This is a genomic window from Prevotella sp. BV3P1 (assembly GCF_000479005.1).
Lineage (GTDB): Bacteria > Bacteroidota > Bacteroidia > Bacteroidales > Bacteroidaceae > Prevotella.
In genome coordinates this window covers 36954-51219 of sequence record NZ_AWXC01000053.1, presented here as the reverse complement: position 1 = coordinate 51219, position 14266 = coordinate 36954, and the positions used below count along the sequence as shown (strand labels likewise).

The window sequence follows — 14266 nt, the reverse complement described above, 5'->3', positions numbered from 1 at the left end:
TCATTTTTAGTTTTAGTGTGCCGCGAGCGGGACTCGAACCCGCACAGCCATTACTGGCCAAGGGATTTTAAGTCCCTCGTGTCTACCAATTCCACCATTGCGGCAATCAGCCAAAACCGACTGTATCTGCCAGGTTTGTCCACGGAAAAAAGTTTTCATGTCGCACCAACCAGACTACAGCAGCCTGAACAAATATTTAAATGAGCGGCAAACGAGACTCGAACTCGCGACCCCAACCTTGGCAAGGTTGTGCTCTACCAACTGAGCTATTGCCGCATTTTTATACGTTGCAAAGGTAGCATATAATCTTTATATCCACAAAAAAATTTTATTTTTTTATTGATTAAGTTTGGTAAAGCCAAATATCATAAACAAGCGAAAAGCTAATACAGAAATCTTCTCTCTAAAAAACCTTGTCACCTTAATATATATTATACCATGCATTTTAGCCGTCATTACAAACATGACAAATCAACTATATGAAATAAATAGTTGCACAGCTTGTGTGATAGGGCAATCGGTAGGAAATCATCGCAAAGGAGGTAAATACTTCTATCCGTATTTACCTCCTACCCACGTTATTGCTTTCTAATAATTACCATGCCGGACTTTTCAACCAAGGAAGAAAATAATGCCCTCCCGTTGTAGTAAGATTTTTATTACCTTTCTGTGAAATACCATCCAAGGTAAAATCTACATTTGAAAATTTAGGCTCGTATGGATGAGTAATGTTCTTGTCGCTAATCCAATAATTACCTAACTGAAATTTACGTTGGATGATGTCTTCCTTATTCAGCCTTTTCCAGAAATCTTCGTGCGCCAAATAATAGCCAGTATTTTGTATATCTATATTATAATTTGGTCCCAAATAATATACGTCTACTGTTGCTATTCCACCTTTCGCTTTAGCATTTGGAAAAGTCATTCTTACTGCCACTTTATAATTGTTAGTGGCAGATGTATCTCGTTCCTTGTAAGGTTTCATATACATGACTCCGTATAACACCTTGCTGTCTTTCACCGAACAGAACCAGTTGTCAAATTTATTCTGCTTTCCATTGATGTCTACAAAATTAAGATGTGAGCCCATCAGTATACTGTTTCCGTATCCTTCTCCAGCATCAAAGGTTTTAACACCTCCCAAGCCCTCGCCACTATCTAATTGTTTCTTCGGGTTGTTGAAGATGGGGACAAATTCAGAGTATTTGGGCAACCGATAAAGTTTGCTATCCAATGTGGGATAAGGAGCTTTCTCCACTTTCGTGCCCTCAGCGATACCTTCTGCATCGTTATAGTTTCGCCGTTGCATTTGTCCATTTTGCCTATGAGCCCACAACCGCTCAATGGGGAGCATGGGGCGCACGATTCTTAGCATCATTTTGTAGCATGTGCCTTTTTCGAGTTCCTTACAGAAGCTGCCCAAGAGATATCTGTTGCCCATATATGGACACCATGTGTTGGGATCTGACTTGCCAGCGGTTCCGTATATGGAGGAGTCGTAGGTGAAGTTTGTCCTATGGGGGGTGGTGACATCCACCTTTCCATAGAATAAGGTTTCGCCTATAATACTACCGTAGTTGCTTGTCTTTTTATAATTAACTGGCATCAGGCACACAAGAAATCCTCGTGTGGTTTTTGTATTTTTGGCTGCAGTAACACCTGTTGCCGGTTTCTTATAGCTGTTGAAATAGATATAATTGTTGAGGTCACCCTTACCTTGACGAAGCGTTCCATCGTCTTTTCCATCTTGGTAATTGAGCTTGATGGTGGTGGCATATTGCTTCGCATTGTATTTCTCGTAAACAGGAGAAAGCCCCTGAATGGTGTTTGCGCTGTTGGGTTCCCAGTAACTTGCAGCCAAATCTGCATCTTCTGCAATTTGGTCTTTGTTGATATCGAACTTATACGCACCCGAAGCACAGAAGGCGTTGCTCTCCATTCTAATTTCCCGACGAAGCCTTGTATCGAGTGTCGTGCGGTTTTCTACCCATACCATCAAAAAGACCCCTTGCGGCTTGAACACCATTTTCTTATCTTTGTTGTCAAGCTTTATCTGATTGCCGTTTTTAACAATGCGTCGCCAAGTCGTTGCAAAAGGGCAGGACGTGGTGAACTCCTGATTCTTTTCCACGACATTGATAGCAGTCTCGGTGTTCACTTCTAAGTTATCGCCCTTCCTTTCTCCGCCACCTATCATCGACATCAAGTACCATTCGCCATCGGCTATGTTGCTTTGAAGAGACAGTTTTTCTAATATCAGCCTCACGTCTGTTCCTTTCTTGACAACTTTCCAGTTGGCTTCTACGATTTCCTTTTTGTTGTTTCTTTTGTCGTACAGCACCACGAGTGACGGTATGACCTCTTTGGTGATATTCAGCTTAGGGTACAAAACCGTTTTTCCACCGATGTTTTCTTCGCTGACCTTGAATGACATGTCAAAAGGTTTGGCAGACGCATGCTGACGTTCGGGGGCGTTTGTTTGTGCCTCGATGTCTACATCGTAAGTCGTTGACGCATGAGTAGAAGGAGGGGTGTTTGGGTTCAACTCGTTATCCATGTCTGTTTCGCTGCACGAAAAGCATAGAAACGAAACAAAAATAATGGTTATAGAAAATATTTTTGAAGTCATGTGATACGTATTTTTGATTTTGTTTGTTGTTATCATTTTTCTTTCTTTACAATTGCTGGTACGTTTTATGCTCCACGGTAGCGCAGATTTTGCCATTGCTTATTGGTCATCAATGTCTTCATCATAGAGGTCACCACCGTAATCAATATCATGCACACTTGCCTCTGGATCAGAAGCAGCCAACAAATTTACAACTTCTATAAATATAGCATGCGTGTGAGGTGCAACATATTCCTTTTTCTTAGATGCCATGAATAGACATCTTTCCAGTTTGTTTCCATCTTCATAACACATCGTCATAATTCCTAAATTTCGATTAAGTGATAAGTATAATTTTGTCATAAAATCGCTCTCAAGTGCGATAAATAGTATATTTTTGGCAAACGAAAAAGCCTGTTATCCCGTTGACTTATGCGCCTTTACAAAAAATTTTTGCAAAAGTATAAAAATAGAAACATTCCAAATTACCCCCCCCTCCAAATTTAACGCTAATTAATCGTTTTTAACAAAATTACAAAAGACAAAACAACAGTGTCCAAGTTGCTGAGCATGAGCGGAAGAAGAATTCTAATAAGTCAGCTTATCCACAACCAAGTAAAAATGAGGTATAAGGAAACTCATGGGGCCATACCTCACAGAATGTGTAAAATATTTTTGAAAGAAAACGCCCCTAAAACGGCCTTCAAAAACTTTCAATCTGGAAAAAATCAATAGGCAAACGGGATGCAAACAAGGCGTTGATTAAGAAGAAAATATCAACTTTCAACCCAATAGCAAGGCAATGATGTGGCTAAAACCATCATTTTGGCTCTCAATATATAAGTACTTACAGCGAAACAGCATATCTATTGCGTGCCAAAAGCAATGCTTTTACTCGTAAAAGGTCAGAAAAAGGAAGCCACGGCAGTGACAGATACGCGTAACTTCTTGTAGGACTACAAGATAGAAAACTCTCTTATTTTGGGCGAATTTGAAGCAAGAACTGGGGTTGCTGATTTACAAGCCAAGCATGAGCGCATTCGTTGTCAAGATAATTCATCACACTAAGCCTTCTTCGTGCTGAATGTTTGATTCTTACAGCAACGATGACTGCGGCTGCTGAGAATGGCTTGAAAATGCGCTTTCTCAAACAAGTATTTTTCACTCCTACGTTTGTCGATATCAACAGAAATATATATTTTTGCAAACAAGACCGACTTTATAAGTCGGACAAGTCGTGAGAGTGCTTTGTATCTACAGCCCAATATAATAGACAGAAGTCATCAATAAACTGTGGTAGTAGCATGCGGCTTTTTTGATATATAATATTGTTTTTACAACCATAAACAGCATTCAACATGAAAAAGTATTTAGTGTTGGCATTATTGTCGTTGACGACCCTATTCACCCAAGCACAAATTGTGGACCCCATACAGTCGTCTGTACAACTCAAGACGGGCAAAACTGCTGAAGGTGAGATTGTCTTCAACCTTGATATAGAACAGGGATGGCACGTCTATTCCGTGAACCTTGGCAGCAGTGGGCCTATCGAAGCCTCTTTCCATGTTAACAAAATGGACGGTGTAGAGAAAGTGGGCGGCCTGGTGGCGCGCGGCAACGAAATCTCGAAGATGGACAACCTGTTTGGCATGAAGCTGCGCTTTTTTGAGCATAAGGCGCAGTTTGTCCAGAAAGTAAGGTTCACCAAACCCAATTATACCATTGATGCTTATTTGGAATATGGCGCCTGCAACGACCAAACGTGCATGCCACCGCAAGAAGTAGCCTTCAAGAAAGTTGGGAAATCGCCGGCCGTTGAGGCTGCAACAACACCACAGGAACCGACTGAAAAAGAGGCGAAAGATGAGGATTCGCCGTCATCGCTCGTCCCAGATTCCGTGCAGAGCATGGTAGCCGACACGCTACTTCCCGCATCGGTGGATACTAATAAGGTGGCTGTCAGCACAGATTTGTGGCAACCTGTCATCCAAGAATTGCAACAACAGGATGGTCGTAGCGAGCAGAACGGTTCACTGTGGTTTCTGTTCCTGATGGGATTTGCCGGCGGATTGCTGGCGCTGTTCACCCCATGCGTATGGCCCATCATCCCCATGACGGTAAGTTTCTTCCTCAAACGCACCAAAGACAAGGCCAAAGGCATGCGCGATGCCATCACCTACGGCTTGGCCATCATCGTGATATTCCTGTCGCTGGGACTGCTTGTGACGGCTTTTACTGATCCACACAAGCTCAACGAGCTGGCAACCAGTGCGGTTTTCAACATCTTCTTCTTCCTGCTGCTGGTGGTGTTTGCACTCTCTTTCTTCGGATGGTTCGAGCTGCGGCTTCCCGAGTCATGGGGCAATAAAATGGACAGTAAGGCCTCTTCCACCACCGGATTGCTCTCTATCTTCCTGATGGCCTTCACGTTGGTTCTGGTATCTTTCTCTTGTACCGCACCCATCGTTGGCTTCTTGCTGGTACAAGCCGCCACGTCGGGCAACTGGGTGGGGCCTGCCATCGGGATGTTTGGCTTCGCCTTGGCACTGGCTCTGCCGTTTACACTCTTCGCTCTGTTCCCTTCTTGGCTGAAGCAAGCACCCAAATCGGGTTCTTGGATGAACACTATCAAGGTGGTATTGGGCTTTATCGAACTGGCCTTCGCCTTAAAGTTCCTCTCCGTAGCCGACCTTGCATACGGCTGGCACATCCTCGATCGTGAGGTGTTCTTGTCGCTGTGGATTGTCATCTTCGGTATGTTGGGACTTTATCTCATCGGGCACCTCAAGTTCCAAAGCGACATGGTGGGCGGCGAGAGCAAACCCATGCCGGTGGTATGCATTATGCTGGGCATGATTTCCCTGGCCTTCACGGTGTACATGGTGCCTGGCCTTTGGGGCGCACCTGTTAAGGCCGTGAGTGCTTTTGCACCCCCAATCAGCACACAAGACTTCAACCTGAACAACAAAGAGGTTCACGCCGCCTATACTAATTATGAAGAAGGAATGGCTGCCGCCAAAGCTCAGGGCAAGCCTGCTTTCATCGATTTCACCGGCTTTGGATGTGTCAACTGCCGAAAGATGGAAGCGGCCGTGTGGACTGATCCATCGGTTGCGGAGGTATTGACAAAAGATTATGTACTCATCTCCTTGTTCGTGGACGACAAAACACCGTTGAAAGAGCAGGTGGAAGTGATGGATAACGGCAAAAAGCGCACGCTTCGCACCGTTGGCGACAAATGGAGTTACCTGCAAAGCAGTAAGTTTGGCGCCAACACGCAGCCCTTCTATGTGCCATTGGACAATGCAGGAAAACCGCTGACTGGCTCATACAGCTATAAAGAAGATGTGTCGGCGTACCTCGACTTCTTAAAGAAAGGACTGGAGGCATACCGCAATCGCGACTAACCTTGCACGCCCTTGCCACGCGATACGGTCTGTGCCGCGTGGCAAGGCAGCCTGCTTTGCACGGGTAAAGCAATCTTACATACAAACAAACCACGATATAATAACCATTTGAATCTACAAAACCATGCTTGAAGAACATATCCGAAAACAAATCATACAGCTCATCCACCAGGAAGTAGTGCCTGCCGTTGGATGCACAGAGCCCATGGCCGTGGCACTATGTACGGCCAAAGCAACGGAGATGTTGGGCTGTCGGCCCGAGAAAATAACCGCCCTACTGAGTGCCAACATCCTGAAAAACGCCATGGGTGTGGGCATTCCAGGCACCGGAATGATTGGACTACCCATCGCCATTGCCTTGGGTAGCATCGTCGGCAAGGCTGAATATCAACTGGAGGTGATTAAGGATCTCACACCTCAGACGCTGGAAGAAGCGAAGAAATATATAGAGGAAAAACGCATAGACATCCAACTGAAACAGGGAATTACCGAGAAACTGTACATTGAGGTGACATGCCAAGCAAACCATCAAACGGCAAAAGCCATCATCGCAGGTGCGCATACAAACTTTGTACACCTATGTAAAAATGGGGAAATCCTGCTCGACAAAGGCCTGAGGAAGCAAGATGAACAGGAGCAGAACGACATACAGCTTTCCTTCCGGATGGTCTACGACTTCGCCACCACCACTCCCATCGACGAAATCAGGTTCATGCTGAAAACCAAAGAGTATAACATGAATGCTGCCGAGCAGTCGCTGAAGGGCAACTACGGGCACTGCTTAGGCAAGACAATGGATCGCCCATTGAGCCGAGGGATATTCGGTAACAGCATCTACTCGCACATCATCGCCAAGACAGCATTGGCCTGCGACGCCCGAATGGGTGGGGCCATGATACCGGTGATGAGCAATAGTGGGTCGGGAAACCAGGGTATCTGCGCTACAAACCCAGTGGTGGTGTACGCCATGGAAAACGAGAATACGGAAGAAGAGCTTATTCGCGCACTGACGCTCAGTCATCTGTCGGCTATTTACATCAAGCAGAGCCTGGGCAAACTGTCGGCTCTGTGCGGCTGTGTGGTGGCCAGCATTGGCTCAAGCTGCGGCATCACCTACCTTATGGGCGGCGACTATGCGCACATCTGTCATGCTATCAAGAACATGATTGCCAACCTTACCGGCATGATTTGCGACGGAGCCAAGCCCAGTTGCTCACTGAAAATCAGCTCGGGTGTCAGCACTGCGGTGCTCTCGGCACTGCTATCGATGGAAAATAAGCATGTAACGTCGGCAGAAGGCATCATCGACGAGGACGTGGATCGCTCGATACGCAACCTCACCAGCATTGGCAAAGATGCCATGGGCACGACTGATGAGATGGTTCTAAGTATCATGACCAGCAAACAACGGTGCTAAGTATCGTTCCCAAACCTGCATCATTCCCCCGTAAAGTCCATGGACATCCAATGCTGGCGATAGCATCAATGCCGCCTATCGTCATGAGTATGACCTCATTTTGCTGCTATTGGAGGCAGCAAAGAATAAGACATGCGCCATTGAGGAGATAACACAAGATTTCTCATGGCTTGTCCCTTCTTCGCCTTATTTCATCAGTTCAACGGCTTTGAGAACAATGTCATTGGTCTCATTGATAATCTGGAAATACTCGTTCATGTCCCACAAATCGCGTGCAACCAATGCCTTGAGTTGGTTTTTCACAGCGGGTAAGGTGCTTTGTAATTCCTCCTTATCCTTCGGTTTCACCTTTTCTTTCTCACCAGAGCGAATCACTGCATCCACCAACTGCTGCGGAACGTCAAACTCACGCACAAACTTTGCGAAGGTAGGATATTGTTTTTGCAACTGTTTACGGTGTTGGTCAACATACTTGAGATTCTCTGTAATGATGATTCCCTTGGCTGCCAACTGCCGATGATATGGTGTGAATTTGGTCGTGTCGAGTGGAACAAAGTAATCAGGCATGATGCCTCCGCCACCATATACCGTGCGTTTGAGGCGCAAGGTCTTATACTTCAATGAGTCAGCGAAATGAATACTGTCGGCACTATACAGCTCTCCATGCTTGAAACGAGTGTCCAATTCACGGGCATAGCTTTCGTTATCACCTTTAGTATATGGTTTCTGAATACAACGTCCCGATGGCGTATAGTAGTGAGCGATGGTGAGTCGCATCATACTTCCATCAGGAAAATCGATCGGACGCTGCACCAAACCCTTCCCAAACGAACGTCGTCCAACCACTTGTCCTCTGTCTTGATCCTGGATAGCACCTGTAACAATCTCGGCAGCGGATGCAGAAAACTCATTCACCAGCACCATCACCTTGCCCGAAAGCAAACTACCGTTCCCGTGTGCCGTATATTCCATACGCTCCGCACGCCGTCCTTTGGTATAAACAATCAAGTCGTTGCGCTGCAAAAACTCATTGGCTATCTTCACCGCAGCTTGTAAATAGCCGCCTCCATTGTCCTGCAAATCCAAGACAAGATCACGCATTCCCTGCTTTTTCAGTGCGGTGATACAGGTCATAAACTCATCATAAGTGGTCGCACCAAAGCTTCCTATGCGCACATAACCTAATTGGGGACGGAGCATGTAACTGGCATCAACCGTTTTAACAGGTATCTTATCGCGCACTACGGTAAAGTAAAGCCGCTCCCCAATGCCTCTACGGAGGATGCCCAACTTCACTTTTGTTCCTTTCTTTCCACGCAACCGCCGCATAATCTCTTCGCGTGCCATCTTGACACCCGCAATGCTACTGTCGTTAACGCTCACGATTCGGTCGCCAGCCAATATGCCCACCTTCTCCGATGGACCATTGATAATGGTCTGAATGACCATGAGTGTGTCTTGCATCATGTTGAACTGAATGCCGATACCCTCAAAAGAACCCTGCAAAGACTCAGTCATGGCCTTGGTTTCCTTCACCGTTGTATACGAAGAATGCGGGTCTAACTTCTCCAACATGCCACGAATGGCATCTTCAACCAGTTTGTCTTCGTTCACCGTATCAACATAAAGATTGTTGATGGCCATCTCCGCAATTTGCAACTTGCGAAGCGGTGATTCTTTTCCGAAATTGATATTGATTTGTGCGGATACTGAATAAACTATCAATAGTGCCCAACATGAAGCAACGAGTCGTCTCATTTGTTTGATTTTATATAAAAGAATTGTTCGCCCCAATGACCTCGATTCTCCGTCTAAACGACAAAGATTGTCAGTCAATCGGCGTAGGTTCGTCTTCCGGGAGGTCTTCCTCGACCACCAAATTATCAATGATAAAGTTTTGTCGTTCCATGGTATTCTTGCCCATGTAATACTCCAAAAGTTTTTGTACTTGGTCGTTTTTGTGCATCGTCACCTGTTCCAATCGCATGTCAGGCCCGATGAAATGGACGAATTCGTCAGGAGATATCTCTCCCAATCCTTTGAATCGGGTGATTTCAGGCTCGGGTCCAAGATCCTTAATCGCCTCTTGTCGCTCTTCATCGCTATAACAGTAACGGGTGATGAAATCGCTCTTTCGCTCTTTTTTATCACGACTTGCGTCCGCATCCGCTATCACTTGCTTATTTTTAATCTTCGTTCTGCGGTTACGCACACGGAAAAGAGGTGTCTGCAACACATACACATGTCCTTTCTTGATAAGCTCGGGGAAGAACTGTAGAAAGAAAGTGATGATCAACAGACGGATGTGCATGCCATCGACATCGGCATCTGTAGCGACAATCACCTTGTTGTAGCGCAGCGTGTCCAAGCCGTCTTCTATGTCGAGAGCCGCCTGCAAGAGGTTGAACTCTTCGTTTTCGTACACCACTTTCTTGGTCAATCCATACGAATTGAGTGGTTTTCCCCGCAACGAGAACACCGCTTGTGTGTTCACATCCCTGCTCTTGGTGATGCTACCGCTGGCCGAATCGCCCTCGGTAATAAAGATACAACTCTCCTCCTTGCGGTCATTTTTCTCGTCACTGAAATGAATTCGGCAGTCACGCAACTTCTTATTGTGCAGGTTCGCCTTCTTGGCACGCTCTCTGGCGAGCTTCGTTACCCCCGCCATGGCTTTGCGTTCGTGTTCGCTGGCCTTGATTTTTGCCTCCAACACGTCCGCACAATCTTCCTTGTGGATGTGCAAGTAATTGTCCACCTCACGCTTGATGAAATCACCCACATACTTGTTGATGGTCTCACCTCCCGGTGCCATGAGCGTAGACCCTAATTTAATCTTGGTCTGACTCTCGAAAACAGGTTCTTCTACGTTGATGGCTACGGCCGCCACAAGACCGTTTCGAATGTCGGTGTACTCGTAGTTTTTGTCGTAAAACTCTTTGATAGTCTTGGCGATATGCTCCTTGAAAGCGCTCTGATGCGTGCCTCCCTGCGTGGTATGCTGCCCGTTGACAAACGAATGGTATTCTTCTCCGTATTGATTGGTATGCGTGAAGGCGATCTCGATATCATCGCCAACGACATGAACAATGGGGTACAATCCGTCCGTTGTCATGTTGTCGTTGAGCAAATCCTCCAACCCGTTACGGCTTCTGATGCGCCGTCCGTTGTACATGATGGTGAGTCCGGCATTCAGATAGGTATAGTTGCGCAGCATGGTTTCCACGATGTCGTCGTGAAACGAGTAGCTCTTGAACAGCGTGTTGTCGGGTTCAAAATAAATATAGGTACCCGTCTCGTCCTGCGTGTCATCGGTCTGATCGCTCTTGAGCTCACCCTTTTCAAACGTGATGGAGCGAACTTTTCCATCGCGGTACGACTTCACCTCGAAATGCGCGCTCAAAGCATTCACGGCTTTGAGACCCACGCCGTTCAATCCCACGCTCTTCTTAAACGCCTTCGAGTCGTATTTTCCGCCCGTATTCAGCATGCTCACGGCCTCAACCAGTTTTCCTTGCGGAATGCCACGACCGTAATCGCGCACGCTCACGCGCAGGTTGTCCTCCACGTCAATCTCAATTCGGTCGCCCGACTTCATCTTAAACTCGTCGATGGAGTTGTCAATCACTTCTTTCAACAGCACATAGATGCCATCCTCCGGCAAGTTTCCATCGCCCAATCGACCGATATACATGCCCGGACGGGTACGCACATGCTCCATATCCGACAGGTGTCGGATGTTGTCGTCTGTATAAGAAACGGTTTCTTCTGCCCCAATCGGAGCAGAAGCCATATTATCATGATTCGTTGATTGCAATTCTTGCTTGTTTTTATCAGTCATCGGTCTGTTGGTTGTTATTCGTTTTCAGCTGTGCCGTAGGGGATAGTTCCTACCATATCAGCACACTCTACATGCCATCGTCACGCACGAAAGAACGTTTGAAGCCCCAAAAAGAATCCACTTACCCGATATGACCGTGGGCAAGAATCAAATCTTCTTCTTGAAGCAGCTGCGACGCTTATGATTGGTGGGCTTCAGCGGTCCCCACTGACTTTGCACACCTTCGTTGGTTTCCATCTCTACCTGACTCTCGGCCCAAGTAAACCCATACTTGTTAAACACGGGTATCAGGTCGGTGAACAACAAGGCGTTGGCGCCCTTGGCTCGATACTCTGGCAGCACACCCAGCAGCAGTAAATCGCCGCCCCCTCCTGTTTTTTGAAACTTGATGGCCCGCAACAGGTGCCACCAGCCCCATGGAAGCAAGCGCCCCCTGCGGCATTTTTGCAAGGCATACGACAGGGATGGAATTGAAATGCCTACGCCAACGAGCTTCCTGTCCTTGTTCCAATCCTCAATGAGCGTAATCATGTTCAAATCGGCAAAGCGGAGATACATATCCACATAGTGATCAATCTGCTTCGCACTGAGTTCCGAATAGCCGTAAAGGTCTTTATAAGTCTCGTTGATGATGGCGAAAATCTTTTGTCCGTAATTGTACTTTTTCACCTCCCTGCGGGTAAGTTTCTTGATGTGCAGGTTGTAGCGCGTTTCCACCACCTCGGCTATCTTCGCATATTTCTCGGGGATTTCTTTTGGAACGTCCAAGAAATATTCCACATAATTCTGGTCAACATCCCATCCACCCAACTTCTGCAAATGCTGTGGGTAGTAAGGATAATTGTAAATAGTGATCATCGTGCTGAGCTTATCAAAGCCCCAAGTAAGCATTCCTTCGGGATCCATGTCGGTGAAACCCAATGGTCCCACCATCTCGGTCATACCCTTTGAACGGCCATAGGCAGCCACTTGATCGAACAAGGCGCGAGACACCTCCAGGTCATCTATGAAGTCAATCCAGCCGAACCGCACGCACTTAGTCTTCCATTTCTCATTGGCTCGATGGTTGATGATGGCTGCTACCCGCCCCACTACTTTACCTTGTTTGTACGCAATATAATATTCTGCCTCACAAAACTCAAATGCAGCGTTCTTATCTTTACGCAATGTATTCACGTCATCCAGGAAAAGATTCGGAACATCGTATGGGTTTCCCTCATAAAGGTCGTAATGAAAGTCAACGAACGTTTTCAAATCGCGCAGCGACTCGACCTTCTTAATTTGTACAGATGGCATTCTTTTTTAATAAGATTGTATGCAATATAGGCTGGCAAAGTTACGCTTATTTGGCCTATTTTCAAAATAAAATACCTACATTTTTTATCAACCGCAGGGCACGAGCATGGCAGATGGAATTACGCCCCTACAGATGAACATTTCAATTGCATTGAGTTTGACGTCCAAAGTCATTGAGTTTGGCACCCAAAGTCATTGATTTTAGAGCCCAAAGTCATAGAGTTTGGAAGACAAGCGTTTATGAGTATTCTACCAATTAGCAAGAATATAGTTTAAATACCTATTTATCAATGATATACATTGCCGTGATAGTGACATCAAACAAGTTCATCATCCACCGCCACATGCATGCCGAACAGCAAGTTGTTATCCATCTTACGCATCAGCGGATGATGACAATGTTACCGATTACTTGCCGCAAATCAACAGAACATGCCGCCCATCTGCCTGCGTGGTAGCGAAAACATAAACCGCTCCCCCATCCTTCAGCTTGAGCCGTTTGCGCAACTCGGCCACGGAAAGTGGGAAGTTGCGGGTGGTGATGTTGGCCTGGCGCACGTCGCGAAGCACTGACTTCAGTTCTTTTTTGTTCATCGATGAAACGGCATGCATACGGAACTTCCGCCCTGGAAACGACGGGAGATCACGCTCAGAGATAAAGAGATGCGAGTTGGGTGCTATCTTCCGAACGTCCAATTGGGCGCTCACGGCCGGGAAACAACCGGCCTTCATGATTGACGCATGCGGCTCGTAGAGGTACAGTCCCGGCCGCATTTCTTCGGGACTAACGTAAGGAGGCGTGACGACTGACGGTTCATCGGCCGAACAAACAAAAGCCTGGTCATCGTTCACGCAATGGAGGGTGAGCGGCTTATGCCGTTGCTTGCTCAAGACGAATAGCAGTTCTTTGCACTCGTTTCTCACCGACAGAACATGTATCTCGCACACCTTCACTTCATCAGTCTCAAGTTGAGCCACGGCTTGGTGCCAGTCGAGCATCGGAGAGAGCTTCACCATGACGAAAAGACTCTTGTCCGTGAGCAGTTCTTTCAGGCTCAACAAATCAGGTGTGCAGTCGCTGATGGCCACCGTTTTGCCGCCCTGTTGGTCACGACGGGCAGGATCCAGGTAGATTACCGTAGCGTGATTCATCCGCCGAAGATAGTCCACCCCGTCGGCACACACCACCTCTGCCTGCCGCAGACCTAAGAGTGAGAAATTGTGTTGAGCCACCTCGCACAACGCTTGTTGCCGTTCTACATAGACACAACGCTCGAATTGACGGGCCATGAAGGAGAAATCAACCCCAAAACCGCCCGTCAAATCGACCAAAGATGGCTCTATTTCATGGGGCAGGTGGAGTTTCTTTGAGTTGTGCGGCCGTGATTTTTGAACGAAATGGGCACAGAGCCGCGCAGCCAACTGCGCCTTGTAGCGCGCCGTTTGCTCGGAAGAACATTGTTCCATGGATAGATGGGGCGGGTACAACAGCGCGTCTATGGCCGCCCAAGACGGGAGTTTTTGTCGGGCAGTTTGCCGTCCCGCAATCTGTTGCAAGGCCAAAGGCATGTCCACACCCGGGTGTTGACCTCCTTTGAGAGCCAGCTGCCGCACGTCTTCTTCGGCGTGCCGTCGAATGAATGCAGCGGTTACTTCGTTCATCATACCCATGTCTTCATCGGAAACAAAGCAAAAAA

Annotated in this window: 8 protein-coding genes and 2 tRNA genes; 2 read left to right on the top strand and 8 right to left on the bottom strand. The window is 46.9% G+C overall.

Annotated elements, in window-relative coordinates; translation table 11 throughout:
- Positions 1-18: 18 nt before the first annotated feature.
- The 4 genes from HMPREF1254_RS10000 to HMPREF1254_RS09985 form a co-directional block, all read right to left on the bottom strand.
- Positions 19-104, bottom strand: a tRNA-Leu gene (locus HMPREF1254_RS10000).
- A 99-nt stretch (positions 105-203) separates the two neighbouring features.
- Positions 204-276, bottom strand: a tRNA-Gly gene (locus HMPREF1254_RS09995).
- Between the two features lie 319 nt (positions 277-595).
- A complete protein-coding gene (locus HMPREF1254_RS09990) occupies positions 596-2557 on the bottom strand; it encodes a hypothetical protein (RefSeq protein WP_231385847.1) in 1962 nt (653 codons plus the stop codon).
- A gap of 171 nt (positions 2558-2728) precedes the next feature.
- Positions 2729-2881 carry a hypothetical protein gene (locus tag HMPREF1254_RS09985; protein WP_155945461.1) on the bottom strand — a complete coding sequence of 51 codons (153 nt, stop codon included), beginning with the start codon at positions 2879-2881 and terminating at the stop codon, positions 2729-2731.
- A 1085-nt stretch (positions 2882-3966) separates the two neighbouring features.
- Here HMPREF1254_RS09985 and HMPREF1254_RS09980 point away from each other — a divergent pair.
- Together HMPREF1254_RS09980 and HMPREF1254_RS09975 are read left to right on the top strand one after the other, a co-directional pair.
- Positions 3967-6015, top strand: a complete 2049-nt coding sequence (locus HMPREF1254_RS09980) for a protein-disulfide reductase DsbD family protein (protein ID WP_023058510.1) — start codon at positions 3967-3969, stop codon at positions 6013-6015.
- A gap of 124 nt (positions 6016-6139) precedes the next feature.
- Positions 6140-7432 carry an L-cysteine desulfidase family protein gene (locus tag HMPREF1254_RS09975; protein WP_023058586.1) on the top strand — a complete coding sequence of 431 codons (1293 nt, stop codon included), beginning with the start codon at positions 6140-6142 and terminating at the stop codon, positions 7430-7432.
- A gap of 186 nt (positions 7433-7618) precedes the next feature.
- Here HMPREF1254_RS09975 and HMPREF1254_RS09970 read toward each other — a convergent pair whose 3' ends face one another.
- The 4 genes from HMPREF1254_RS09970 to HMPREF1254_RS09955 form a co-directional block, all read right to left on the bottom strand.
- On the bottom strand, positions 7619-9190 hold the full coding sequence (locus tag HMPREF1254_RS09970; protein ID WP_036878536.1) for a S41 family peptidase: 1572 nt from the start codon (positions 9188-9190) through the stop codon (positions 7619-7621).
- 70 nt (positions 9191-9260) lie between these two features.
- A complete protein-coding gene (locus HMPREF1254_RS09965; protein WP_036878533.1) occupies positions 9261-11225 on the bottom strand; it encodes a DNA topoisomerase IV subunit B in 1965 nt (654 codons plus the stop codon).
- 195 nt (positions 11226-11420) lie between these two features.
- Entirely contained in the window at positions 11421-12569 is a 1149-nt protein-coding gene (locus HMPREF1254_RS09960) for a hypothetical protein (protein ID WP_023058537.1), read from the bottom strand.
- 408 nt (positions 12570-12977) lie between these two features.
- Positions 12978-14234, bottom strand: coding sequence for a class I SAM-dependent methyltransferase (locus HMPREF1254_RS09955; RefSeq protein WP_023058514.1), 1257 nt, complete (start codon positions 14232-14234; stop codon positions 12978-12980).
- Between the last annotated feature and the right edge of the window lie 32 nt (positions 14235-14266).

Excerpts from the sequence above, each read along its gene's own strand:
- HMPREF1254_RS09970 (WP_036878536.1), bottom strand. The coding sequence starts at position 9,190 with ATGAGACGACTCGTTGCTTCATGTTGGGCACTATTGATAGTTTATTCA.
- HMPREF1254_RS09980 (WP_023058510.1), top strand. The coding sequence starts at position 3,967 with ATGAAAAAGTATTTAGTGTTGGCATTATTGTCGTTGACGACCCTATTC.
- HMPREF1254_RS09960 (WP_023058537.1), bottom strand. The coding sequence starts at position 12,569 with ATGCCATCTGTACAAATTAAGAAGGTCGAGTCGCTGCGCGATTTGAAA.
- HMPREF1254_RS09985 (WP_155945461.1), bottom strand. The coding sequence starts at position 2,881 with ATGGCATCTAAGAAAAAGGAATATGTTGCACCTCACACGCATGCTATA.
- HMPREF1254_RS09965 (WP_036878533.1), bottom strand. The coding sequence starts at position 11,225 with ATGGCTTCTGCTCCGATTGGGGCAGAAGAAACCGTTTCTTATACAGAC.
- HMPREF1254_RS09955 (WP_023058514.1), bottom strand. The coding sequence starts at position 14,234 with ATGATGAACGAAGTAACCGCTGCATTCATTCGACGGCACGCCGAAGAA.
- HMPREF1254_RS09990 (WP_231385847.1), bottom strand. The coding sequence starts at position 2,557 with ATGGATAACGAGTTGAACCCAAACACCCCTCCTTCTACTCATGCGTCA.
- HMPREF1254_RS09975 (WP_023058586.1), top strand. The coding sequence starts at position 6,140 with ATGCTTGAAGAACATATCCGAAAACAAATCATACAGCTCATCCACCAG.